This window comes from Streptomyces sp. NPDC000075, from assembly GCF_040301925.1.
GTDB lineage: Bacteria > Actinomycetota > Actinomycetes > Streptomycetales > Streptomycetaceae > Streptomyces > Streptomyces polychromogenes.
On sequence record NZ_JBEPFL010000052.1, the window covers coordinates 14,318 to 37,660 of the forward strand.

Annotated in this window: 23 protein-coding genes; 15 read left to right on the forward strand and 8 right to left on the reverse strand. The window is 74.8% G+C overall.

The features are described 5' to 3' along the window. Positions 1–156: 156 nt before the first annotated feature. The 5 genes from ABT403_RS36510 to ABT403_RS36530 are packed head-to-tail and all read left to right on the forward strand — an operon-like array spanning position 157 to position 4,949. Positions 157–1,320, forward strand: a complete 1,164-nt coding sequence (locus ABT403_RS36510; RefSeq protein WP_425580325.1) for an ABC transporter substrate-binding protein — start codon at positions 157–159, stop codon at positions 1,318–1,320. Further along, complete coding sequence (locus tag ABT403_RS36515) at positions 1,320–2,225, forward strand: ABC transporter permease (protein WP_344168161.1); 906 nt, start codon at positions 1,320–1,322, stop codon at positions 2,223–2,225. Before ABT403_RS36510 ends, ABT403_RS36515 begins: the two co-directional genes overlap by 1 nt. Beyond that, positions 2,213–3,193: an ABC transporter permease gene (locus tag ABT403_RS36520; RefSeq protein WP_344168158.1), complete on the forward strand. Its 981-nt coding sequence runs from the start codon at positions 2,213–2,215 to the stop codon at positions 3,191–3,193. The genes ABT403_RS36515 and ABT403_RS36520 overlap by 13 nt, the downstream gene beginning before the upstream one ends. 5 nt (positions 3,194–3,198) lie before the next feature. After that, complete coding sequence (locus tag ABT403_RS36525) at positions 3,199–4,293, forward strand: ABC transporter ATP-binding protein (protein ID WP_344168155.1); 1,095 nt, start codon at positions 3,199–3,201, stop codon at positions 4,291–4,293. Next, on the forward strand, positions 4,290–4,949 hold the full coding sequence (locus ABT403_RS36530) for an HAD family hydrolase (protein WP_344168152.1): 660 nt from the start codon (positions 4,290–4,292) through the stop codon (positions 4,947–4,949). The genes ABT403_RS36525 and ABT403_RS36530 overlap by 4 nt, the downstream gene beginning before the upstream one ends. On the opposite strand, the gene ABT403_RS36535 is transcribed toward ABT403_RS36530, so the two are convergent. Both ABT403_RS36535 and ABT403_RS36540 read right to left on the reverse strand, forming a co-directional pair. Beyond that, a complete protein-coding gene (locus ABT403_RS36535; protein WP_344168149.1) occupies positions 4,930–5,415 on the reverse strand; it encodes a hypothetical protein in 486 nt (161 codons plus the stop codon). The two genes, ABT403_RS36530 and ABT403_RS36535, sit on opposite strands and share 20 nt — an antisense overlap. 206 nt (positions 5,416–5,621) lie before the next feature. Beyond that, positions 5,622–7,808 carry a TerD family protein gene (locus tag ABT403_RS36540; protein ID WP_344168146.1) on the reverse strand — a complete coding sequence of 729 codons (2,187 nt, stop codon included), beginning with the start codon at positions 7,806–7,808 and terminating at the stop codon, positions 5,622–5,624. Positions 7,809–7,875: 67 nt separating this feature from the next. Between ABT403_RS36540 and ABT403_RS36545 the strand changes: the two genes are divergently transcribed. Then, entirely contained in the window at positions 7,876–8,832 is a 957-nt protein-coding gene (locus ABT403_RS36545) for a GlxA family transcriptional regulator (protein WP_344168143.1), read from the forward strand. Positions 8,833–8,950: 118 nt separating this feature from the next. Further along, positions 8,951–9,946, forward strand: a complete 996-nt coding sequence (gap, locus tag ABT403_RS36550) for a type I glyceraldehyde-3-phosphate dehydrogenase (RefSeq protein WP_344168140.1) — start codon at positions 8,951–8,953, stop codon at positions 9,944–9,946. 36 nt (positions 9,947–9,982) lie between these two features. Here the strand turns inward: gap and ABT403_RS36555 are convergent, their stop codons facing one another. From ABT403_RS36555 to ABT403_RS36565, 3 genes are read right to left on the reverse strand one after another with little or no spacing between them, the layout of a single operon-like run. Beyond that, positions 9,983–11,032 (reverse strand): alcohol dehydrogenase catalytic domain-containing protein, encoded by a 1,050-nt coding sequence (locus ABT403_RS36555; RefSeq protein WP_344168137.1) that lies wholly within the window; start codon positions 11,030–11,032, stop codon positions 9,983–9,985. A gap of 42 nt (positions 11,033–11,074) precedes the next feature. Further along, a complete protein-coding gene (locus ABT403_RS36560) occupies positions 11,075–11,872 on the reverse strand; it encodes an ATP-grasp domain-containing protein (RefSeq protein WP_344168134.1) in 798 nt (265 codons plus the stop codon). Continuing rightward, the gene (locus ABT403_RS36565) at positions 11,869–12,768 is read right to left on the reverse strand and encodes an ATP-grasp domain-containing protein (RefSeq protein ID WP_344168131.1); all 900 of its coding nucleotides are present in this window, start codon (positions 12,766–12,768) and stop codon (positions 11,869–11,871) included. Before ABT403_RS36565 ends, ABT403_RS36560 begins: the two co-directional genes overlap by 4 nt. 234 nt (positions 12,769–13,002) lie before the next feature. Between ABT403_RS36565 and ABT403_RS36570 the strand changes: the two genes are divergently transcribed. From ABT403_RS36570 to ABT403_RS36600, 7 genes are all read left to right on the forward strand, one after another. Further along, a complete protein-coding gene (locus ABT403_RS36570) occupies positions 13,003–14,595 on the forward strand; it encodes a sensor histidine kinase (protein ID WP_351650767.1) in 1,593 nt (530 codons plus the stop codon). Next, positions 14,592–14,993 (forward strand): roadblock/LC7 domain-containing protein, encoded by a 402-nt coding sequence (locus ABT403_RS36575; RefSeq protein ID WP_344168125.1) that lies wholly within the window; start codon positions 14,592–14,594, stop codon positions 14,991–14,993. The genes ABT403_RS36570 and ABT403_RS36575 overlap by 4 nt, the downstream gene beginning before the upstream one ends. After that, complete coding sequence (locus tag ABT403_RS36580) at positions 14,990–15,346, forward strand: DUF742 domain-containing protein (RefSeq protein ID WP_344168122.1); 357 nt, start codon at positions 14,990–14,992, stop codon at positions 15,344–15,346. The genes ABT403_RS36575 and ABT403_RS36580 overlap by 4 nt, the downstream gene beginning before the upstream one ends. Beyond that, positions 15,327–15,935, forward strand: coding sequence for a GTP-binding protein (locus ABT403_RS36585; protein WP_344168119.1), 609 nt, complete (start codon positions 15,327–15,329; stop codon positions 15,933–15,935). Before ABT403_RS36580 ends, ABT403_RS36585 begins: the two co-directional genes overlap by 20 nt. 77 nt (positions 15,936–16,012) lie before the next feature. After that, positions 16,013–17,242 (forward strand): cytochrome P450, encoded by a 1,230-nt coding sequence (locus ABT403_RS36590; RefSeq protein WP_344168116.1) that lies wholly within the window; start codon positions 16,013–16,015, stop codon positions 17,240–17,242. After that, positions 17,239–18,477, forward strand: a complete 1,239-nt coding sequence (locus ABT403_RS36595) for a cytochrome P450 family protein (RefSeq protein WP_344168113.1) — start codon at positions 17,239–17,241, stop codon at positions 18,475–18,477. Before ABT403_RS36590 ends, ABT403_RS36595 begins: the two co-directional genes overlap by 4 nt. Positions 18,478–18,690: 213 nt before the next feature. After that, positions 18,691–19,863 (forward strand): alpha/beta hydrolase family protein, encoded by a 1,173-nt coding sequence (locus tag ABT403_RS36600; RefSeq protein WP_344168110.1) that lies wholly within the window; start codon positions 18,691–18,693, stop codon positions 19,861–19,863. A 39-nt stretch (positions 19,864–19,902) separates the two neighbouring features. Here the strand turns inward: ABT403_RS36600 and ABT403_RS36605 are convergent, their stop codons facing one another. The 3 genes from ABT403_RS36605 to ABT403_RS36615 form a co-directional block, all read right to left on the reverse strand. Next, positions 19,903–20,625, reverse strand: a complete 723-nt coding sequence (locus tag ABT403_RS36605) for a zf-HC2 domain-containing protein (RefSeq protein ID WP_344168107.1) — start codon at positions 20,623–20,625, stop codon at positions 19,903–19,905. Next, the gene (locus tag ABT403_RS36610; RefSeq protein ID WP_344168104.1) at positions 20,622–21,227 is read right to left on the reverse strand and encodes a sigma-70 family RNA polymerase sigma factor; all 606 of its coding nucleotides are present in this window, start codon (positions 21,225–21,227) and stop codon (positions 20,622–20,624) included. Before ABT403_RS36610 ends, ABT403_RS36605 begins: the two co-directional genes overlap by 4 nt. Before the next feature lie 87 nt (positions 21,228–21,314). Continuing rightward, complete coding sequence (locus tag ABT403_RS36615) at positions 21,315–22,301, reverse strand: DUF1996 domain-containing protein (RefSeq protein ID WP_344168101.1); 987 nt, start codon at positions 22,299–22,301, stop codon at positions 21,315–21,317. A 149-nt stretch (positions 22,302–22,450) separates the two neighbouring features. Between ABT403_RS36615 and ABT403_RS36620 the strand changes: the two genes are divergently transcribed. After that, positions 22,451–23,197: a DUF1838 family protein gene (locus ABT403_RS36620; protein ID WP_344168098.1), complete on the forward strand. Its 747-nt coding sequence runs from the start codon at positions 22,451–22,453 to the stop codon at positions 23,195–23,197. Positions 23,198–23,343: the final 146 nt, after the last annotated feature.

Sequence of the window (23,343 nt, forward strand, 5' to 3'; positions counted from 1 at the left end):
ACGACTTCTTTCGGTCATTCTCGTGTCTTCGTCGAGCCGTGCTCCACGGTCCAGGCGCCGTTCACCGCCCGTACAGCCGGCCCGGGCGAACTGGGGCCACTTGTTCAGACAAGTGAAGCCTGACGAGTGATCCCCCCTTCGTCTCCGGGAGAGACCGTGTTCCGTTCCTCCGCCCGTCGCGGTGCGGCCGTCCTGCTCAGCGCCGCCGCCCTCGCCACGCTCAGCGCGTGTGGTGCCGCCCCCGACCAGCCCGCCGCCGGCGACGGCGCCAAGGGCAAGGCCCAGCCGGCCACCGCCGCCTCCGCGGCCGACCTCGGCGGCATGGACGCGCTCGTCGCGGCCGCCGAGAAGGAGGGCCGGCTCAACGTGATCGCCCTGCCGCCGGACTGGGCGAACTACGGCGAGATGATCAAGGCCTTCCAGGCCAAGTACCCGAAGATCAAGGTCTCCAGCGAGAACCCGGACGCCACCAGCGCCGACGAGATCGCCGCCGTCAAGTCCCGCAAGGGCCAGACGCGCGCCCCCGACGTCCTCGACCTCGGCATCGCCTTCGCCCGCAGCGGAGCCGGCGAGAACCTCTTCGCCCCCTACAAGGTGACCGCCTGGGACAGGATCCCCGCCTCCCAGAAGGACGCCGACGCCCGCTGGTACAACGACTACGGCGGCTACGTCTCCATCGGCTGCGACGCCGCGAAGATCCCCACCTGCCCGCAGACCTTCGCCGACCTGCTCAAGCCGGAGTACAAGGGCAAGGTCGCCCTCAACGGCAACCCGACCAAGTCCGGCTCCGCCTTCGGCGGCGTCTACGCGGCGGCCCTCGCCAACAAGGGCTCCTTCGCCGACGTCCAGCCCGGCATCGACTTCTTCGGGCAGCTCCGCAAGAGCGGCAACTTCATCCCCGTCGAGTCCACCCCCGCCACCGTCGAGAAGGGCGAGACCCCCATCTCGATCGACTGGGACTACCTGAACGCCGGCTACGCCGAGCAGTTCAAGGGCAAGGGCGTCGACTGGAAGACCGTCGTCCCCGCCGACGGCGTCTACGCCCAGTTCTACTCCCAGGCCGTCAACAAGGAGGCCCCCAACCCGGCCGCCGCCCGCCTGTGGATGGAGTTCCTCTACAGCACCGAGGGCCAGAACATCTGGCTCAAGGGACACGCCCGGCCGGTCCTGCTGCCCGGCATGACCCAGGACGGCACCGCCGACAAGGACGCCGTCACCAAGCTCCCCCAGGTCCAGGGCACCCCGTCCTTCCCGGCCTCGACCGAGCTCGACACGGCCAAGGCCGTCCTCGCCGAGAAGTGGGACAAGGCCCTCAGCTGATGTCCGCACCCACCACCCCTCACCCGGAGGGCACCGCCGGCGGCACCACCCGCCGCCGGCGGCGGCGCGGCCCGCGCACCTGGCTCGCCGCCCTCCCCCTCCTCGTCTTCACCGGGCTCTGCTTCGGCATCCCGCTGGGCGCCATCGCCTTCGGCGCGGTCACCCGCACCGACCCGGCCACCGGCGCCACCCGGGTCACCGGCGAGCACCTGGCCCGCTCCCTCCAGGGCCCCTACCTCGGCTCCCTGACCGGCAGCGTCCAGCTCTCCGCCCTGACCGCCCTGCTCGGCGCGGTCCTCGGCGTCCTGATCGCCCAGGCGCTGGTCACCTCCCGCTCCACCGCCCTGCGCTCGGCGGCCCTCACCGCCTCCGGCGTCCTCGCCAACTTCGGCGGCGTCCCGCTGGCCTTCGCCTTCATCGCCACCGCCGGCATCTCCGGCGTGGTCACGCGGCTCGCCGACCTCACCGGCCTGGGCTGGGACCTGTACTCCTTCACCGGCCTCACCGTGGTCTACCTGTACTTCCTGATCCCGCTGATGGTCCTGGTGACCGTCCCCGCCCTCGACGGGCTGCGCCCCCAGTGGCGCGAGGCCGCCCGGAACAACGGGGCCACCGGATGGCAGTTCTGGCGCCTCGTCGGCCTGCCGGTGCTCACGCCCTCGCTGCTCGGCGGGTTCGTCCTGCTCTTCGGCACCGCCTTCGCGGCCCACGCGACGGCCGCCGCCCTCGTCGGCGGCTCCGTACCGCTGGTCACCCTGAAGATCGCGGACGCCCTCTCGGGCAACGTCCTGACCGGCCAGGAGAACGTCGCGCTCGCCCTCGGCCTCGACATGATCCTGATCGCCGGCCTGGTCATGGCGGTCTACCTGCCCCTCCAGCGACGGAGCGCCCGATGGCTGCGATGACCGAGACCACTGAGACCGCTGAGACCGCTGAGACCACTGAGACCACCGGGACCACCGGGACCGCCCCCGGGCCCGCACGCGGCGATGCCGGCGCGGCCCCCGCGAAGGCCGCCGCGCGGGCGCGGAAGGCGGCCCGCCCCCGCCCGCGGATCTGGCGCGGCGCCGTCCTCGCCCTCGCGGGCGTGTACTTCCTGCTCCCGCTCCTCGCCTCCTTCGTGTTCACCGTCCACGTCCCCGGACAGGGCGTCACCTTCGAGGCGTACACCGAACTGCTCGGCGCCGACGGGTTCTCCCAGAGCCTGCTGCTCTCCCTGGGCCTGGCCGCCGCCACCATCGCGCTGTCCCTGCTGCTGGCCGTGCCCGCGCTGGTCGCCGTACGGATCGGCTCGCCGAGGCTGCGCCCCGTGGTGGAGGTGGTGTGCATGCTGCCGCTGGTCGTACCGCCCATCGCCCTGGTCACCGGCATCACCACCGTGCTCCGCTGGGGACCCGAGCACCTCTCGCGCACCCCGCTCTACCAGACCTTCATCGCCGTCCAGGACGAGCGGTTCCCCGTCGTACTGGTCCTCGCCTACACCGTCCTGGCACTGCCCTTCGTCCACCGCTCGCTCGACGCGGGCCTGCGCGCCGTGGACGTGCCCACCCTGGTCGAGGCGGCCCGCAGCTGCGGGGCGAGCTGGCCGTACGTGGTGTGGCGGGTGCTGCTGCCGAACCTGCGGACCTCCCTCGCAGGGGCGGCGTTCCTCACCCTGGCGCTGGTGCTCGGCGAGTTCACCATCGCCTCCCTGCTGGGCTTCCGCCCCTTCGCGGTGTGGATCGTCTCCCTCTCCGGCGCCCAGGCCCGGATGTCGGTGGCCGTCTCCATCCTCAGCCTCCTGATCACCTGGCTGCTGCTGCTCGTCCTCTCGCGGGCCGGAACCGCGCCGTCCACCGCCGCCGCCCCCGCCACCTCCCGCAAGGAGTCCTGACCCGCATGTCCACCACCCTGACCGAGTCCGGGAAGCCGGCCGAGTCCGCCGCCACCCGGGGCGCCCGGATCGAATTCCGCGGCCTGCGCCGCTCGTTCGGCACCACCACCGCCCTGGACGGACTCGACCTGACCGTGGAGCCCGGCGAACTCCTCGCCCTGCTCGGCCCCTCGGGCTGCGGCAAGACCACCGCCCTGCGCGTCCTCGCCGGCTTCGAACACCCCGACTCCGGTGAGGTGCTGGTCGACGGAGAGGACGTCACCCGGGTCCCGGCCAACCGCCGCGACGCCGGGATGGTCTTCCAGTCGTACAGCCTCTTCCCGAACCTGAGCGCCCGCGAGAACGTCGCCTTCGGCCTGCGCGTGCGGGGCGTCCCGGCGCCCCGCCGCCGCGAACGCGCCGCCGAACTCCTGGACCTCGTCGGTCTTCCCGAGCACGGCGACCGCTACCCGCACCAGATGTCCGGCGGTCAGCAGCAGCGCGTCGCCCTCGCCCGCGCCCTGGCCCTGCGCCCGCGCGTGCTCCTGCTCGACGAGCCGCTCTCCGCCCTGGACGCGAAGGTACGGGCCAACCTGCGCGAGGAGATCCGCAGGCTCCAGCTCTCCCTCGGCATCACCACCGTGTTCGTCACCCACGACCAGGAGGAGGCCCTGTCGACGGCCGACCGGGTCGCCGTCCTCAACGCCGGCAGGCTGGAGCAGTGCGCCGCCCCCGCCGAGCTCTACGAGCGTCCCGCCACCCCGTTCGTCGCCGGGTTCGTCGGCACCATGAACCGGCTGCCGGGCCGCCTCGCCGGCTCGGACCGGGTGGACGTCGCCGGCACCCGGCTGCCCGTCGACGGCCCCGTCCCCTCCGGGCCCGAGGTCGAGGTGCTGGTCCGGCCCGAGAACCTCACCGTCACCGCCGACACGGCCGGCACCGCCACCGTGTCCTCGGCCTCCTTCCTCGGCGCCGTCACCCGCCTCCACCTCGACCTGCCCGGAGGCACCCGGGTCAAGGCGGACGTCCCCTCCCGGGACGCGGGCGGCCTCACCCCCGGCGCGCGGGCCACCGTCGGCCTGGCCGAGCGGCCCGTACTCGTCGTGGCGAGGGCCGTGTGAGCGGACTCGCCGCCGTCCTCTTCGACATGGACGGCACCCTCGTGGACACCGAGGTGCTCTGGTGGGAGACCACCGGGGAGGTCGCGGACCGTCTCGGCCACCGGATCGGCCCGGCCGACGCCCCCGAGGTCGTCGGCCGCGCGGTCGCCGACACCGCCGCCCACCTCGTCCGGGTCACCGGCGGCGCGGACGCCGGGGCCGTGGCGGACGAACTCACCCAGGGCTTCTTCCGCCGGGTCGCGGCCGGCGCCCCCGTCCGGCCCGGAGCCCAGCGGCTGCTGACCGCCCTGGAGGCGCAGGGCGTGCCCTTCGCCCTGGTCAGCGCCTCCCCGCGGGTGGTCGTCGACCAGGTGGTGGGGGGCGCGCTGGCGCACGTCCCCTTCGCCTTCACCCTCTCCGCCGACGACACCGCGCGCACCAAGCCGCACCCCGACCCCTACCGCGTCGCGGCCGGACGCCTCGGCTTCGAACCGGGGGAGTGCGTCGCGGTGGAGGACTCCCCGGACGGCGCGGCCTCCGCCGAGGCGGCGGGCTGCCCGGTCCTGGTCGTGCCCTCGCTGCTGGAGGTACCGGGCTCGGCGGCGCGCACCTTCGCCGCCTCCCTGGAGGAGGTCACGCCGCGACTGCTGCGCGGCCTCAGGCGCACAGCCGGATGATGTCGAGGATGCCGTCGGCGTAGGCGGCCGTCGGGCTGCCGGGCCGGCCGGCCAGCGGGCCGGTCAGCTGTGGCAGCCCGGCCCGGACGTGGGCGGCGCACTGCCCGTAGAGGCCCGCCTCGTACGCGCTCCCGTCGTCCTCGGAGGTGAGCAGCGTGAGCAGCGTCCGCAGCAGGGCCTCGCGGGTCGCCAGCCGGGGCGGCCCGGCCGCCCAGACGGCCATCAGCACCGCGCACGCGGCGGGGGCGGGCGGCCAGAGCCTGGGCCGGGTGAAGACGTGCCCCTCCAGGGCGTGGAAGGCCGCCGGATGCCCTTCGGCGGCATGCCACAGGGTGTCCGCCAGATGCTCCGCCGAACGGCCGCAGCCGCAGGCGGTGGACGCCCAGTCGTGGCGTGCGATCGTCTCCGCGACGGCGGCGGGCACCAGCGGGCTGCTGCGCGCGGTGTCCTTGTCCTTCCCTCTCATGAGCCCCAAGTATGGGAGCGGGCGGCGGGCCGGTCGAGCCGCCCGTCCGGGGGCCGGACACCCTCCGCCGACACGACGGAGCCGGGACGCCCTGGGGCATCCCGGCTCGCGGTCGTTCACGTCGAGGGCGAGGAGAGCGGGGGGACTAATTCAGTGGTGTGGAGAAGGAAGTCCTCCCATGGCCTCGCCGGGGCCAAAAGTAGCACCTACCCCGGGATCAGGGCACGCAGGTTTTCCGGAGTGAACACCACCGAGTCTGGGTGCAGCCCGTCCGGGCGCTCCAGCCCGATGTAGGTGACCGGCCCCTGCGGCGGCTCCCCGCCGTCCCACTCCGCGGTGCTGCGGGCGCGGTCGGCCAGCAGCCCGGCCAGGTGGCGGACCGTGAGGTACTCGCGCTCGACGATCCCCCGCACCAGCGTGCCGACCGTCGCCCGGTTCTCCTCCACCCGGTTGCCGCCGGGGGTGCCGCGCAGGTACACGTGCAGCCACTTGGCCCGCCAGCCGCCGTCGGCGCCGCGCAGGAACACCAGCGGCAGGGCGACCCGGCCCGGCCCGCGCAGCTCCGACTTCATCCGGACGGTGCGCGGTTCGAAGGGCCGGCCGAGCTGCTCGCCGTCGCGCAGCATGAAACCGAAGAAGGACTCGGCCACCTCCTCGAAGCCCTCCCCGGAGAAGAGGTTGACCATCGGGACGATGAAGTCGCCCTGTACGGCGTCCAGGCGCAGGTTGATGAACTCCGAGGCGCCGTCGGGCGCGGGCGCGTCGGTGATGTCGCCCGAGTGCTCGCCGCCGACCGCCTGGAGGGCCGTGTACGACAGCCAGGAGACGGTCTCGTACGAGCCGTCCAGCATCACCGCCGACAGGTCGTAGTCGGTGCTGTGCTTCGTCTGCGTCCAGTGCACGAAGAACCGCAGCAGCTCCCCGTCCACCGGCGACAGCGAGCCGCGCGGCAGCACGCCGAGCCCGGCGGCCGTCGCCTTCCCGCTCAGCGGCAGGGCCACGTCGAGGACGGCCGGGTCGACCAGCAGGTGCCCGGGGTCGGGCAGGCGCCGGAGCACCTCCGCGTCCAGGATCCCGGCCAGGCGCCCGGCCTCGCCGCCCGGCAGGGGCGCACGGGTGTCCGGGGTGACCCAGGCGCGTCCCCGGGGGTTGACGAAGACCCGGCGCGCGGCCGGTCCGCGGTCCCGGTCCCGGTCGCGCAGGTGCTCGCGCACCGACAGCAGGACCCGGCCGGAGACCCGCGGCGCGGCCTCCCCGGCGGCGTCCGCGACGGCCCGGCGCTCCTCGGGGCCCGGGCAGGTGCGCAGCAGCCGGTCCACGGAGCGCAGCAGCCGGCCGGGCGCGGCGGCGGCCAGCAGCCGCGCCGCCGCGACGACGTCGCCGGAGCCGAGGAGTTCCTCGGCCCGGCTCTCCAGGGTCCGTGCCTCCTCCTCGCCCCGGGCGACGGCGAACACCCGGGCGGCGTGCGGCCGGTGCGGGTACTCGTGCGGGTGGAGGCGTTCGCCGAGCCGCTTGAACTCCTCGCGGTGCGCGAGGACGTCGGCGAGCTTGGCGGGGGACTGCTCGACCACCGCGTCCAGGGCGGCCACCAGGGCCCGCCGGACCGGACGCGACAGCCCCTTCAGCCGGGTCGGCTCCGTCAGGGACACGTCCCCGTCCGACAGGGCGCAGGCCAGCCGCAGCACATCGGTGACGGTGTCCACCAGCAGCTCCGCACCGAGGCCCAGGCGGGCCCGGTTGACCACGGCGCGGTTCTCCCGGACCGGGATCTCCGCCGGCTGGGGGCCGTCGGCGCAGTGCCCGGCGAGCCGCGCGAGATCGCCCAGCCCCTCCTCGCCGAGCGGTGTGGTGCTGCCCGCCAGGGCCAGGTAGAGGGCGGTCACCTCCTCGTCGGGGGTGCCGCCCCGGTGCAGGACCGTCATCCGGTCCCCGGCGGCCGCGATCAGCTCCTCGTGCGCGGCGAGCATCTCCGCGTAGGTGTGGCGGTAGTCGCCGTACGAGGGGAGGGTCAGCAGGTCCAGGACACCGGTGCGCAGCTGCGCGAGGGTGCTGCCGCGCGTGGCGTCGTCGGCCAGGGCCTCACGGACGCACGTCATCCAGAACTCGAAGGTGTCCGGCACGTTGGCCGGGAAGTCCTTGAAGTACACGTTGTGCACGACGTGGTCGCCGGTCATCTCGCGGACGGTGTCCAGCGTGCGCGCCGCCGTCTCCACGACGGTCTCCTCCGCGAGCCCCGACAGGTGCTCCAGCAGCGGGGCCGAGAGCTTGAACCCGACGGACAGCAGCGCGGCGTCGAACCGCCGCGCCGCCGTGCCGCCCTGCCCGGAGGGGCCCGAAGGGGCCGGGACGCGGAGGGTGTGCCGGACGACGAGGGATTCGAGAGGACGTTCCATCCGGGCATGCTCGCATTCCGGTCCGGCGGCGCGCACACGGGTTTCGCCGGCGCGTACGCTCTGTGACGTGCCCCGATCCCGCCTCCACCGCGTCGCCGTCCTCGTCCTCGAAGGGGCCAAGCCGCTCGACGTCGGGATCCCCGCGCAGGTCTTCAGCACCCGCGCGAGCATGCCGTACGAGGTCCGGGTGTGCGGGGCGGCCCCGGGTCTGGTCACCGGCGGCGACGGGCTCTCGTACCACGTCACCCACGGGCTGGAGGCGCTGGAGTGGGCCGACGTCGTCTTCGTCCCCGGCTACCGCTTCCCCGACCGCGAGGACCCGCCGCGCGAGGTCGTCGAGGCGCTGACGGCCGCCCACGCGCGGGGGGCGCGGCTCGCGGCCATCTCGACGGGCGCGTTCGCGCTCGCCGCCACGGGACTGCTCGACGGCAAGCGCGCCACCACCCACTGGCACTACACGCGGGCGCTGACGGCGAAACACCCCCTCGTCCGGCTCGACGAGAACGTGCTGTTCGTGGACGAGGGAAGCGTCCTGACCTCGGCCGGCGCCGCCTCCGGCATCGACCTGTGCCTGCACATCCTGCGCCGCGACCTCGGCGTGGCCGCCGCCAACCACGCGGCCCGGCGGCTGGTCGCGGCCCCGTACCGCAGCGGCGGGCAGGCGCAGTACCTGCCGCGCAGCGTGCCCGAACCGCTCGGGGAGCGCTTCTCCGCCACCCGTGAGTGGGCGCTGAAGCGGCTCGGCGAGCCCCTGACCCTCGAAGCGCTCGCCCAGCACGCGGCCGTGTCGGCCCGTACGTTCTCCCGGCGTTTCGCCCAGGACACCGGGTACACCCCGATGCAGTGGATCATGCGGGCCCGGGTGGACGTGGCCCGTGAGCTCCTGGAGCGCTCCGAGCGGAGCGTCGAGCAGATCGCCGCCGACGTGGGCCTGGGGACCGGCGCGAACCTGCGCCTGCACTTCCAGCGGATCCTCGGCACCACCCCGACCGAGTACCGGCGCACCTTCACCCGGGGCGAGTAGGCGGCGGAGTGCCGCCGGGCGCCGGTTGGCGGGATACTTGCGAACCATGGCGATCTCGCCACTGTCACGGGCGGGCGCCGGGGGCGAACCTGATGGCGAACAGAAGGGGACACCGCTCATGACTCGCATCGCCATCAACGGATTCGGCCGCATCGGACGCAACGTGCTGCGCGCGCTGCTCGAACGCGACAGCGACCTGGAGGTCGTGGCCGTCAACGACCTCACGGAGCCGGCCACCCTCGCGCGGCTGCTCGCCTACGACTCCACGGCCGGCCGCCTCGGCCGCCCGGTGACCGTCGACGGCACCACCCTCGTGGTCGACGGCCGGCGCATCGCGGTCCTCGCCGAGCGCGAGCCGGAGCGGCTGCCCTGGGCCGAACTCGGCGTCGACATCGTCCTGGAGGCGACCGGCCGCTTCACCTCCGCCGAGGCCGCCCGCGCCCACGTCAAGGCGGGCGCGAAGAAGGTGCTCGTCAGCGCCCCCTCGGACGGCGCGGACGTGACCCTCGCCTACGGCGTGAACACCGGCGCGTACGACGCCGAGCTCCACACGATCGTCTCGAACGCCTCGTGCACGACGAACGCGCTCGCGCCGCTCGCCGCCGTCCTCGACGAACTGGCCGGCATCGAGCACGGCTTCATGACCACGGTGCACGCCTACACCCAGGAGCAGGCGCTCCAGGACGGCCCGCACCGCGACCCGCGCCGCGCCCGCGCCGCCGCCGTGAACATCGTGCCGACCACGACCGGTGCGGCCAAGGCGATCGGCCTGGTGCTGCCGAACCTCGACGGGAAGCTGTCGGGCGACTCGATCCGCGTGCCCGTTCCGGTGGGTTCGATCGTCGAGCTGAACACGACGGTCTCCCGCGAGGTCACGCGCGACGAGGTGCTGGCCGCCTACCGCGCCGCCGCCGAGGGCCCGCTGGCCGGGGTGCTCGAGTACTCCCAGGACCCGCTGGTGTCGTCCGACATCACGGGCAACCCCGCCTCGTCGATCTTCGACTCGGAGCTGACCCGCGTCGACGGCCGTCACGTCAAGGTGGTCGCCTGGTACGACAACGAGTGGGGCTTCTCGAACCGCGTGATCGACACCCTCACCCTCCTGGCCGGCTGAACCCCGGTTCGTGAACCCCCTGCCCCGGGCCTCCGTTCAGGCCCGGGGCAGGATCACGGTGACCCCGCGTCCCGGCGCCGTGCCCAGCGCGGCCAGGGCCGCCGGGGCCGCGTCCAGCGGGATCGTGGAGGTGACCAGGAGGTCCGGGCGCAGGGCGCCGGAGCGGACGAGTTCCAGCATCGGGGGATAGGCGTGCGCGGCCATGCCGTGGCTGCCGAGGATCTCCAGCTCCCAGCCGATGACCCGGTCCAGCGGCAGCGCCGCCGGGCCGGCCGCCGCCGGGAGGAGCCCCACCTGGACGTGCCGCCCGCGCCGGCGCAGCCCGGACACCGAGGCGGCGGCCGTCGCGGGGGAGCCCAGGGCGTCCAACGAGAGGTGCGCGCCCCCGCCGGTCAGCTCCCGTACCGCCCCGGCCGTCCCGCCGGGACCGGCGGAGGCGGGATCCACGCAGTGCGCGGCCCCGAACTCCCGGGCCAGCTCCCGCGCCCCGGGCGCGGTGTCGACGGCGACCACCCGGGCCCCGGCCGCCGCGGCGATCATCACGGCGGACAGGCCGACCCCGCCGCAGCCGTGGACGGCGACCCACTCGCCCGCCCTCACCCTGCCCTGCGCGACCACCGCCCGGAACGCGGTGGCGAAGCGGCAGCCCAGTGAGGCGGCCGTCGCGTAGGACAGTTCCTCCGGTACCGCCACCAGGTTCACGTCGGCGTGGTCCAGGGCCACGTACTCGGCGAAGGACCCCCAGTGCGTGAACCCGGGCTGCGTCTGGCGGGCGCACACCTGGTGGTCGCCGGCCGCGCAGTCGGGGCAGCTTCCGCAGGCGCAGACGAAGGGCACGGTCACCCGGTCGCCGGCCCGCCAGTTCACCACGCCCGCGCCCACCGCCTCGACCACCCCGGCCAGTTCGTGCCCGGGGACGTGCGGCAGGGTGATGTCCGGGTCGTGGCCCATCCAGCCGTGCCAGTCGCTGCGGCACAGCCCCGTCGCCTCGACGCGCACCACGACCCCGCCCGGCGCGGGTGCCGGGTCCGGCACCTCACGCACCCCGGCCGGCTCCCCGTACCGTTCGAACACCACCGCGCGCATGGACCCCGCCCTCCCGCCGTCGCCCGCCCGAAGGCTACAGGTCTAACGCGGGGTTGCGGCGGCCCGGCGCAGGGCCAGGGCGGCGAGGGCCTCGGGGGCGCCCGCCTGGCCGCGGATGCCGGGGAAGGCGTTGACGTCGACGATCAGGGGAGCGCCGTCCCCGGTGGCGAGGACGTCCACCCCGTACACGTCGAGTCCGAAGACCCCGCCGGCCCGCAGGGCCAGTTCGGTCCAGCCCTCGGGCAGCCGCCCGGGGCCGGGGTCCGCCTCCCCGCCGCCGGCCGCGAGTTCGGAGCGGCGCACGCCGGCGAAGACCTCGTCCCCGACCACCCACAGCTTGTGGTCCCAGCCGCTGTTGGGCGCGAACGCCTGCGTGACCACGGGCTCGTGGCCCCAGCGCGGCGCCAGCTCCCGCAGCCGGGCGGGCCCGTCGAGGCGTACGACCAGGTCGTCCTTGCGGCTGCGGCGGCTCTTGACCACCAGCGGCCACTCCAGTGCGGGCGCGGACTCCAGCAGCGCGAGGGAGCCGAAGGTCCGGGTGGCGGCGAAGGGCAGGCCGGCCCCGAGGGCCAGCGCCGCCATGCCGGTGCGGTCCTGGCAGCGTTCGGTGGCGGCGGCGGAGTTCACCACCGGGGCCCCTGCCCGCTCCAGCGCGCGGGCCAGTTCCAGCGCCTGCGGGGTCCGTGCCTTGAGCAGGTACACGTCGGCGGGGGCCCCGACGGCCGCCTCGGCCCCCGCGCCGGGGTGCAGCACCTCCACCTCGTGCCGTGCGCCGAGCAGCGCGGCGGTGGCCGCCAGCAGCGGATGCCCGGGGTCGGGGGTGATCAGGCCGATCCTCACGCGCCGTCCCCCGCCCGCGCCGCCGCCTGCACCGGGATGCCCACCGGCAGGGCGTACGGCAGGGCCGGCGCGCGGGTGCGGCCGCCGCCCGTACGGGCCAGGTCCAGGACGGCGCCCGCCACCCGGGCCGCCGCGTCCGGTACCTGGCGGAAGCTCGGGAAGTCGTTGACGTCGACCACCACCGGCCCGTCGGGGCCCAGCAGCACGTCCACCCCGTACAGGTCCAGCCCGTACACCTCGCCCACCCGGGCGGCGATCTCCGCGACCTCGGCCGGCAGCGGCACCCGGCGCTCGCGGACCGCCGCGTCGGGGTGCAGGGGGGAGCAGCGTTCGGTGGCGTGGAGTTCGCCGCCCACGCAGTACACCTTGACGTCGGTGCCGGGGTTCGGGACGTACGGCTGGGCGATGAGCATGCCCTCGCCCACGAGCGCGGGCAGCAGGGCCGCCAGCCGGTCCGGGGAGGGCAGCAGGTGCACCCCCCGGCCGGAGCTGCCGTCGGCGGGCTTGACCACGAGCGGGTACAGCTCGTCCGGTATCTCCGCCAGGAGTTCCGGGCGGGCGACCGCGTACGTGGGCGGCAGGGGGAGCCCCCGGGCGCTGCCGAGGGCGGCGGCGAGCGCCTTGTCCCGTACCCCGCGGATCGACCGGGCGTCGTTGACGGTGGTCACCCCGGCGGCCGCCGCGGCCTCCAGGAGGGTGAGCCCGGGGCCGCCCGAGACGGTCTTGAGCACCCAGGCGTCGTGAGTGCCGGCCCGGACCAGGTCCGTCATGCGCAGGAGCGAGCCGCCGGGCCGCACCACGTCCACCCGGTGGCCCCACGCGGTCAGCTGACGGATCACCTCGTTCGGCATGCCGTCGTGGCGGTAGTGCTCCTCCACCAGGAAGCAGAGCCTCATGGATCTTCCTCGTATTCCCCGGACGTCCGCCGCCGATCCCGTCCGGCGAGTTGTGACGTCACAGGATGCCATGACGCGGACCCGAAACCGCTCCAGAAGCAACCTTAGTGGGCGCTACGCAGCGTGATCTTCATCAAGGGCTTTCCTAAACGATCACCAATCCTCTTATAGTGATGCCTCGTTGCCACAGGAACCCTCTCTTCCATATACGCCCCTTTTATGAGGCTCTGATTGATGACGGCGTCGCCCTCCCCCCTGCGCCCCTCCGTGCTCGCCCTGCTGGTCACGGCGGTGGCCGCGGGCACCGTCTGCGCGGCGGCGGTGGCCGCGGCCCCGACGGGCGTACGCGCCCCCCTGGGCTGGTTCGCCGCCTTCGGTACCCTGCTGCTCTCCCTCGCCGCCTTCGCCGTCACCTGGTGCGCGCGCACCACCCGGCAGCTGCGCGGCGACCTCGCCCTGCTCACCGGGGAAGTCGCCACCCGCGACGCCTACATCGCCCGGCTGACCGCCGACGCGGCCCGTGAGACGGCCGGCCTCTCCGCCGAACTCGCCCGGCTCACCGCGGACCACACCGCCCGCATCGCCCGGCTCACGGCCGAACACGCCGCCGAGACCGACCGGCTGACGGCCGACCGCACCGCCGAGGCCGCCCGGCTCATCGCCGCCCACACCGCCGAACTCGACCACCTGGCCGCCGCCCAGCAGGCCACCCGCGAGCGGCTCGGCGAGGAACTGCGGCGCGCCCAGTCGGGCCGGGCCGCCGCCATGGCCGCCGCCGCCAACGCGGCCGGCCGGATGCAGGCCCTGGCCACCGGCATGCTGGCCGACCTGCGCGAGATGGAGCACAACCACGCCGACGAGGAGGTCCTCGGCGACCTCCTCCACCTCGACCACCGCACCGCCCAGGCCGGCCGCCTCGCCGACTCCATCGCCGTCCTCACCGGCGCCCGTTCGGGCCGCCGCTGGGCCAAGCCCATCGTCATGGAGTCCATCCTGCGCGGCGCCATGGGCCGCATCGGCGGCTACCAGCGCGTCCGCCTGCACTCCGTCAGCGAGGCCGCCGTCGCCGGACACGCCGCCGAGGGCGTCATGCACGCCCTCGCCGAGCTCCTCGACAACGCCGCGAACTTCTCCCCGCCGACCGCCGAGGTCCACGTCTACGTGGAGGAGGTGCCGGCCGGGATCATCATCACCGTCGAGGACAGCGGCCTCGTCATGAGCGAGCTCCAGCTGCGCCGCGCCGAACAGGCCGTCGCCGCCGAGACCCTGGACCTCGCCGGGCTCTCCGGGACCCGCCTGGGCCTCGCCGTCGTCGGCCGCCTGGCCCGCAAGCACGGGCTGACCGTCTCCTTCCGTCCCTCCGCGCGCGGCGGCACCGGCGCGCTGATGATGATCCCCGAGGAACTGGTCAGCCACGCCCCGGCCGAACCCGTCCCCGCCCCGCCGCTCCTCGCGGCCCCCACCGCCGGCCGCGCCCCCGCCCCGGGCCGCGCCCTCCCGCCGGTTGCCACCGGCCGCGCCCTCCCGCCGGCCGCCCCGCGCGCGGCCGCCGGGCCCGCACCCGGCGGCCCCCACGACCCCGAACCCACCGGCACGACCCCGGTGCTCGGCGAGAGCGGACTGCCCCAGCGACGGCGCGGCCGCACCCTGGCCGCCGCCCACCCGCAGGGCCCCGACGCCGCGGACGCGGCGTCCCGCACCCAGGCCGCCCCCACCGGCGCGTCCCGGTCCGCCGCCCGCTTCGGCAGCTTCCGCCAGGCCGTGCGCGACGCGCCGGCGCGGCAGCGGCCCACGAACCCCCAGCACCCGGAAGGCGACACGAGATGACCGGCCCCACCACCGACGAGAAGCTCAGCTGGCTCCTGGAAGGCCTCCTGGAGCGCACCCCCGGCGCCCGGCACGCCCTCGTGCTCTCCCGCGACGGCCTCAAGCTGTGCCGCACCCCGGAGCTCTCCGTCGACCAGGCCGACCAGCTCGCCGCCATCGCCGCCGGCATCCAGAGCCTCTCGCACGGAGCCTCCGTCGAGTTCGGCGACGGAACCGGCGGGGTCCGCTCCGCCATGGCCGAGTTCTACGGCGGGATCCTCTTCATCGTCGAGGCCGGAGAGGGCGCCCACCTCGCCCTCGTCGCCGCCGAGGACGCCGACGCCGGACTCGTCGGCCACAACATGTCCGAACTGGTCGAGCAGCTGAGCGAGCATCTGATCGCCAGGCCCCGGGGATGAGCCGAGCCCGGCCCGGCCGGGACGACTCCCCGGACCGCCTCTACACCCTCACCGGCGGCCGCAGCCGCTCCGGGAGCGACGCCTTCGACCTGGTGACCCTCGTCGTCGCCGAGTGCGACCCCGTCCCCGGGATGCAGTCGGAGCACGCGGCCATCCTGCGGATGTGCCGCCACCCGGCGGCCGTCGTCGAGGTGGCGGCCGGACTGGGCCTGCCGGTGTCGATCGTACGGATCCTGCTCGCCGACCTCCTGGCCGCCGGACGCATCAGCGCCCGGCACCCGCGCGCCGCGACGTACCGCCTTCCCGACCCCGAACTCCTGGAGCAGGTGCTCGTTGGACTCCGCAACCTCTGACCCGGGCGCGCCCCGGCAGGCACTCAGCAGCACCGCCGACAACGGCCTGAAGATCGTGATCGTGGGCGGCTTCGGCGTCGGCAAGACCACCATGGTCCGCTCGGTCAGCGAGATCCGCCCGCTGAACACCGAGGAGACGATGACCCAGGCCGGGGAGGCCGTCGACCACACCGACGGCATCGCCGCCAAGACCTCCACCACCGTCGCCTTCGACTTCGGCCGGATCACCCTCGACGCCCGCAACGTGCTCTACCTCTTCGGCGCCCCGGGCCAGGAGCGGTTCTGGTTCCTGTGGGACCGCCTGTTCTCCGGCACCCTCGGCGCGGTCGTCCTCGTCGACACCCGGCGGCTCGCGGACTCCTGGTACGCCATCGACCGCCTCGAACACCACGGCACGCCCTTCGTCGTCGCCTGCAACGACTTCGGCGGCCCCGCCCACACCCCCGAGCAGATCCGCGCCGCCCTCGACCTGCCGTCCGAGGTGCCGCTGCTGTTCTGCGACGCCCGCTCCCGCGAGTCCAGCAAGCGGGTGCTCATCTCCCTCGTCCAGCACCTCCAGCACCTCCACAGCCTCCAGCCCCTCCCGTAACGCCCGACCGCCCGCGCCCCCGAGACCAGAGCCCTCCACCGGACGGCCGTCCCCCGCACCCTCCCGGAGCCCACGCAGTGACCACCCCCGAGTCCCGGCCCGTCTACCTCGGCGGACCCCGCTTCCAGAGCGACCCCGCCGAGCTGTACCGGGAGATGCGCCGCGACCACGGCGCCGTCGCCCCCGTCGTCCTCGACGGGGACGTCCCGGCCTGGCTGGTCCTCGGCTACCGCGAACTGCACCAGGTCACCAGCGACCCGCAGCTCTTCTCCCGGGACTCCGACCTGTGGAACCAGTGGGACCGCATCCCCGCGGACTGGCCGCTGCTCCCGATGATCGGCCGCAAGCAGCCCTCCATCCTCTACACCACCGGCGAACGCCACCGCGAGCGCGCCGCCGTGATCAGCGAGGCCCTGGAGTCCGTCGACCCCTTCGAACTCAAGGGCCACGCCGAACGCTTCGCGGACGAGCTGATCGACGGACTCTGCGGCAGGGGCGCCTGCGACATCGTCGGCGAGTACGCCATGCTCCTGCCGCTGCGCGTCCTCGCCCGCCTCTACGGCTTCTCCGACGAGCAGGGCCCCGGCCTCGTCACCGCCATGAACGACATGATCAACGGCCGCGAGGGCGCCCTGGCGGGCCAGCGCCACCTCGGCGAGTCCATGTACGCGCTGCTCGCCGCGAAGGCCGCGGTCCCCGGACACGACGTCGCCTCCCGGATGCTCGCCAACACGGCCGGGTTCACCCTCGACGAGGTGGCCCAGGACCTGATGGTGATGATGGCCGCCGGCCACCAGCCCACCGCCGACTGGATCGGCAACTCGCTGCGCCTGATGCTCACCGACGACCGCTTCGCCGCCTCCCTCGCCGGCGGCCGCCACAGCGTCGGCGAGGCCATGAACGAAGTGCTCTGGGAGGACACCCCGACCCAGAACGTCGCCGGCCGCTGGACCACCCGCGACACCAAACTGGCCGGCCGCGCCATCGCCCGCGGCGACCTGGTCCTGCTGGGCCTCGCCGCCGCCAACGGCGACCCCCACGTACGCGCCGACGCGGGCGCCCTCACCGGCGGGAACAACGCCTTCTTCTCCTTCGGCCACGGCGAACACCGCTGCCCCTTCCCGGCCCAGGAGGTCGCCGAGGTCATCGCCCGCACCGGCATCGAGGTCCTCCTCGACCGCCTCCCCGACGTGGACCTCGACGGACCGGCCACCGCCCTGACCCGGCGCCCCTCGCCCTGGCTGCGCGGCCTGACCGCGCTCCCCGTGACCTACACCCCGACCCCCGCGCTTGGAGCCCACCGATGAGCTGCCCGATCGACCACACCGGCGCCGCCCCGATCACCCTCGACCCCTTCGTCACCGACCTCGACGCCGAGAGCGCGGCCCTGCGCGCCGCCGGCCCGCTGGTCCGCGTCGTCCTCCCCGGCGGCGTCGGCGTGTACGCCGTCACCCGCCACGCCGAGGCGCGCGCCCTGCTCACCGACCCCCGGGTCGTCAAGGACATCGACGTGTGGGGCGCCTGGCGGCGCGGCGAGATCCCCGCGGACTGGCCGCTGATCGGCCTCGCCAACCCCGGCCGCTCCATGCTGACCGTCGACGGCGAGGAGCACCGCCGCCTGCGCACCCTCGTCGCCCAGGCCCTCACCGCCCGCCGCGTCGAGAAGCTGCGCGCCGGCATCGAGGCCCTCACCGAGGAGTCCCTCGACAAGCTGGCGGGCCTGCCCGCCGGCGAGACGGTCGACCTGAAGGCGGCCTTCGCCTACCCGCTGCCGATGAACGTCATCAGCGAGCTGATGGGCGTGGACGCCGCCGAACACCCCCGGCTGAAGACCCTCTTCGAGAAGTTCTTCTCCACCCAGACCCCGCCGGAGGAGGTCCCGCAGATGATGGCGGACCTCGGCGCGCTCTTCTCCCGCATCGTCGAGGCCAAGCGCGCCACCCCGGGCGACGACCTCACCAGCGCCCTCATCGCCGCCTCCGAGGACGGCGACCGCCTCAGCACCGAGGAGATCACCAACACCCTCCAGCTGATGGTCGCCGCCGGCCACGAGACCACCATCAGCCTCATCGTCAACGCCGTCGTCGCCCTGGAGACCCACCCCGAGCAGCGCGCCCTCGTCCTCTCCGGCGAGGTCCCCTGGGAGAACGTGATCGAGGAGACCCTGCGCTGGGCCACCCCCACCTCGCACGTCCTGATCCGCTTCGCCACCGAGGACATCGAGGTGGGGGACCGGATCCTGCCCGAGGGCGAGGGCCTGATCGTCTCCTTCGGCGCCCTCGGCCGGGACGAGGCCCAGCACGGCGGGACGGCCGGCTCCTTCGACGTCACCCGCACCCCGAACCGGCACATCTCCTTCGGCCACGGCCCCCACGTCTGCCCCGGTGCCGCCCTGTCGCGCCTGGAAGCCCTGGTCGCCCTCCCGGCCCTCTACGCCCGCTTCCCCGGGCTGTCCCTCGCCGTACCGCGAGCGGAACTGCGCAACAAGCCGGTCCTCACCCAGAACGACCTGTTCGACCTGCCGGTACGCCTGCACCCCTGACCGGCGGAGGGAAACGCCGCCGGCGGGCGCGACCGGGCGGCACACAGGGGCCCGGGAACCGGACATCTCCCCGGGCCCCTGTGTGCCGCCCCGGCGGCCGGGCCGGAGCGGCCCGTACGACTTCCCGGGGAGGGCGGCTCCGACCGCAGACGGAGGCGGACGTCAGCCTCCGGTCCGACGAGCCCCGGACTCCGGCCGCATAGCGTCTCCGGCATGAACACCACACGTCGTACCGCGGCCGCCGCGGCGTTACTCGCCCTCCTGCTCCCGGCCCCGCTCCTCGCGGCCTCCGCCGCCTCCGCCGCGCCCGTGGCCGCCGCGGACACCCGGACCGCCGGGCCCGTACTGCCGGCCCCCACCGGGCGCTTCGCCGTCGGCTCGGAGGACCTCCACCTCGTGGACCGCGGCCGCACCGACCCCTGGGCCCACACCGGCCCCCGCGAACTGATGGTCACCCTGCGCTATCCGGCGCGGCGCGGCACCGGCCGGGCCCCGGCGCCCTACATGAGCACCGAGGAGGCCCGGCTGATCCTCGCCGACAAGGGACTCGACCGGATCGTCGACCCCGCCGCCTTCGCCGCCACCCGCGCCCACGCGCGCGCCGGCGCCCGCCCCGCCGAGGGCCGCTACCCGCTGATCGTCCTCTCGCCCGGCTTCACCGTCCCGCGCGCCACCCTCACCTCGCTCGCCGAGGACCTGGCCTCCCGCGGCTACGTCGTGGCCGCCGTCGACCACGCCTACGAGAGCGCCGCCACCGCATTCCCCGGCGGCCGGATCCTCACCTGCCTGGCCTGCGACCAGACCCGGGGGCCGGGCGGACACGAGGCCGTCGCGGAGGTCCGCGCCCAGGACGTCTCCTTCCTGCTGGACCGCCTCACCGGCAGCCGTCCCGCCTGGCGCCACGCCGGGCTCATCGACCCCGGCCGCATCGCCATGGGCGGCCACTCCATCGGCGGGTCGGCCGCCCTGACCGCCATGGCGGCCGACCCGCGGATCAGGGCGGGCCTGAACATGGACGGGGGCCTGCCCGAGCCCTATCCGGCCGCCGGGATCGGCGGCCGCCCCTTCATGCTGCTCGGCTCGGCCGCGAGCGTGCCCGGCAGCGGCCAGAACACCAACTGGTCCACGATGTGGGCCGACTTCGACGGCTGGAAGCGCTGGATCACCCTCGACGGCACCGACCACTTCGGCCCCACCGACTACCCGGCCCTGCGCGACCAGCTCGGCGTCCCCCACCCGGACGCGCCGCTGCCCGGCGCCCGCGCCCTGGAGCTGACCCGGACCTACGTCTCCGCCTTCTTCGACCGGCACCTCAAGGGGCAGCCCCGGCCGGTGCTGGACGGCCCCCGGGCCGACGCCCCCGAAGTCCGCTTCCACAACCCCTGACGGCCCGTGCGGGGCCCCGCCGTGGCGGGGCCCCGCACCTCACACCGGCACGGACACGAACGTCCGCCCCGACTCGTTCTCCACCAGCACCGCCTTGACGTCCGCCGGGTCCACGGCCGCCGAGCCGTCCAGGGCCGCGCCCCTGCCCTCGCCGTGCTCCGCCGTGCCGACGACCCAGCCGCCCGCCGTGGACCGCGTACCGTCCCGGGAGACCACCACCAGACGGCACCGCTCCCCGGCCGGCACCCCGGTCACCGCCGCCCGCACCCGCACCCACTTCGCCGCCGGGGTCACCTGCACGGTCATCCGCGCTCCGGTTCCCGGATCCGTCGCCGAGGCCACCCTGGTGCCGGCCGGCGGCGAGGGCGCGGCCGACGCGCTCGGCGACGGCGGCGGGGGCAGCGCGGCGCCGGTCCCGGCGTCCCCGCCGAGGCGGGCCCCGGCCCAGAACACGGCCGCCAGCGAGGCGGCCGCCGCCAGGCCCGCCACCGCGCCCCGCCAGCGGTTGCGCGCGGCCCGTTCGCCGCGCACCTGCCGCAGGGTCCGCTGGAGCAGCAGGTCGCCGCCCTGCGGCGGCCCGTCGAGGAACGCCTCCTCGGGCACCTCGCCCAGGACGGCCTCCATCTCGCGCAACGCGGCCACCTCCTCCCGGCATCCCAGGCAGTCGCCGACATGCTCCTCGACGCGCCGTACGTCCTCCTGGTCCAGGACGCCGAGCACGTACGGTCCGAGCAGCTCCTCCTCGTGCCTCGGCGCGTTCACGCCACCACCTCCCGCAGTCCGCCGGGCTGCTGGGGCGGCCGGCCTGATCGTCTGTCCACGCCGAACCCGTCGGCGCCGCCGTCCGTGAACACCGCGCGCAGGGCCTTGAGCGCGTAGTGCGAGCGCGACTTGACCGTGCCCGCCGGAATGCCCAGGCGGTCCGCGGCCTCCGCGACGCTGTGCTGGCGGTAGTACAACTCCGTGAGCACGTCCCGGTGTTCCGGGGAGAGCCGGTCCAGGGCGCCGAGGACCGTCACCGTGTCCACCACGGAGTCCGCGTGGTCGCCCTCCACCGGGGGAACGGCCTGCGATCCGGAGACCTCCGGCGGCCGGGCCGCCCTGGCCCGGTACCGGTCCGTGATGATGTTGCGGGCCACCGTGAGCAGCCAGCCGCGCACCGAGCCCTTCCCGTTGACCAGCACCTCGGCGTGCCGCCAGGCCCGGATCAGGGTCTCCTGGACGACGTCCTCGGCGGCGGCCCGGTCACCGGTCAGCCGGGTGGCGTACGCGAGCAGGGCGTTGCCGTGTTCCTCGTAGACCGCCCTGATCAGTGCCTCGTCGGTCGAGCCCCGCCGCGCGCGGGGCCACAGTGGTCCGGCCATTCACGCTCTCCGTCCGCCTCACGTCTTCCACCAGGTGCGGTCGGAACACGCCCCCGGCGCGGCGGCGGTTCACGTGACCTGCGTCACTCAGGTCCGGCAGGTGCGGCCCTCGTTGAGGCAGCCGACGATCCCGGCCATTTGTTCTTCGGTCATCACGTTCACGAACATCGCGTGGTCGGTGAGCGGGCTGTGCCGCTGCTCGGGGAAGGAGTCCAGCGCCAGCGGCACCCCCGGCGCCACCGCGTACGCCAGCGACACCCGCAGCTCGGGCACCGGGAAGGTGCCCTGCGGGCAGACCCCGCCGGGGGAGGGGAACAGCAGGTGGGAGCGGTGGTCCGGGGCGGTGGTGTCCAGGCCGTTCCAGCAGCTGGGGAAGACCAGCGTACGGGTGACCAGCTCACCGGCCGGACAGCGCGGGTAGCCGGTGGTCGACCGGTCCGGCAGGCCCGAACACCCCCAGCGGGCCCGGACCCCGGCGCCCCCGCCCGCCGTGTACGCGACGGCGTCGCCGGTGATCGCCCGCAGGAACCGGGGCATCGCCACCACCGCGCTCACCGGACTGCCCCGGAACTCCACCCGCACCGAGGCCTCCCGCAGGATCTCGCCCGCGTTGCCGTGCCCGGCCGCCCCCTCGTGCGGGCCGCTCCCGGGCTGGTCCGTGCGGCGCAGGACCGGCCAGTAGTACGTGGAACGGTCGCCGCCCGTACAGCTGGTGGCTGCCCCCGCCAGCGAGGCGTCCGTCGACAGGGCGTCCGTGGACAGGTTCCCCACGTACGCGTGCGTGTGGTGGGCGCCCGCCCGCACCCCGGGCGAGACCACCAGGTTGTCCTCGTTCCAGTGGCCCTCCTCGTCGCGCCCGCACTCCACCGTCACCGTGCCCGTGGAGGCCCCCGGCCCGGGCGCCGGCCCGGCCGGCCCGGGCGGCACCCGGCGCAGGTCCACGTACGGTCCCGCCGCGGCGGCGGGCCCCGATCCGGCGGCCCGTGCGGCGCCCAGGACGGCCGCGGCCAGCCCGAGGCACAGGACCAGGCAGGCGAGCAGCAGCGGAAGCCGGCGTTCCTCGGGGTTCCCCATGGCGGTCACGGTCGCCGGTGACGCGTACGACCGTCAACCGGGCGACCGTACGAAGGGCGCCCCGCGCCTTCGTAGAGGTCGCGCGCCGGACGGGAGTTGGCGCGCGGGTCGCTTGCCCGGCGCGGCGGGGACCGGACAGAGTTCTCCGTATGACTCCGGACGACCTCCTGCGCGACTTCGCCCGCACCCGTGCCTCCCTCGACGGAGAAGAGGTCGTCTACGGGTGGAGCGGCGACGTCCACTCCTGGGCCCCCGGCGAGCCCTACCGGCGCCTCTTCGGCTTCGAAGGGGTCAACGTCTCCCGGCTCCTCGCCGACGAGGAGGAGGGCGGCTACCGGCTCCTGACGCGCGAGGCGGCCTTCTACCTCGACCCCGCCACTCGGGAGATCCTGGAGACCTGGCAGGGGAAGCCCGTGGTCCACGTCTGGAACGATCCGGCCAACCTGCGCCTGCGGCCCTTCCCCGTCCCCCGCACCGAACTCGGCGACCAGGTCTGCTTCAGCCTGGAGATCCCCCTCGCCTACCCCTCCCCGCTGCCCGTCGCCGACTACCCCCTCCACTCCGCCGACGACACCTACCGGGCCCTGGAGCTCTTCCAGTTCTTCACCCCCGCCGCCGCCCTCGCGGGCGGCGCGCCGAGCGTGCCCGCGACCATGTCCTGGACGCGCATGTCCCCCTGGCTCCCCTGGATGGAGCAGGGACAACGCCCCGGCGGCCTCACCTTCCACTGCCGGGGGGCCAAGCTCGGCTCCTACGCCGAGGTCCCCGAGCGCACCCGCGCCTACATCGCCGGACGCCATCCGGAGTTCGCCCGCGCCCCGGAGAAGTGGACCGAGCCGAACGAGACCAGCTGGACCTACTTCCGGGCCCTCCACCCGCGCGGCAACCCCGAGTAACCCGGGGCCGGGGGCGTCGGCGACGACGGGTGTGTTGCGTGCGCGTTGCACAGGTGTTTCACAGGGGTCCCACAGGGTTCACCAGGGTCCGGACAAGGGTTTTCCCCGTATCGGGTTCACCCGCGCTTTGCCTACTGTCTGCCCAC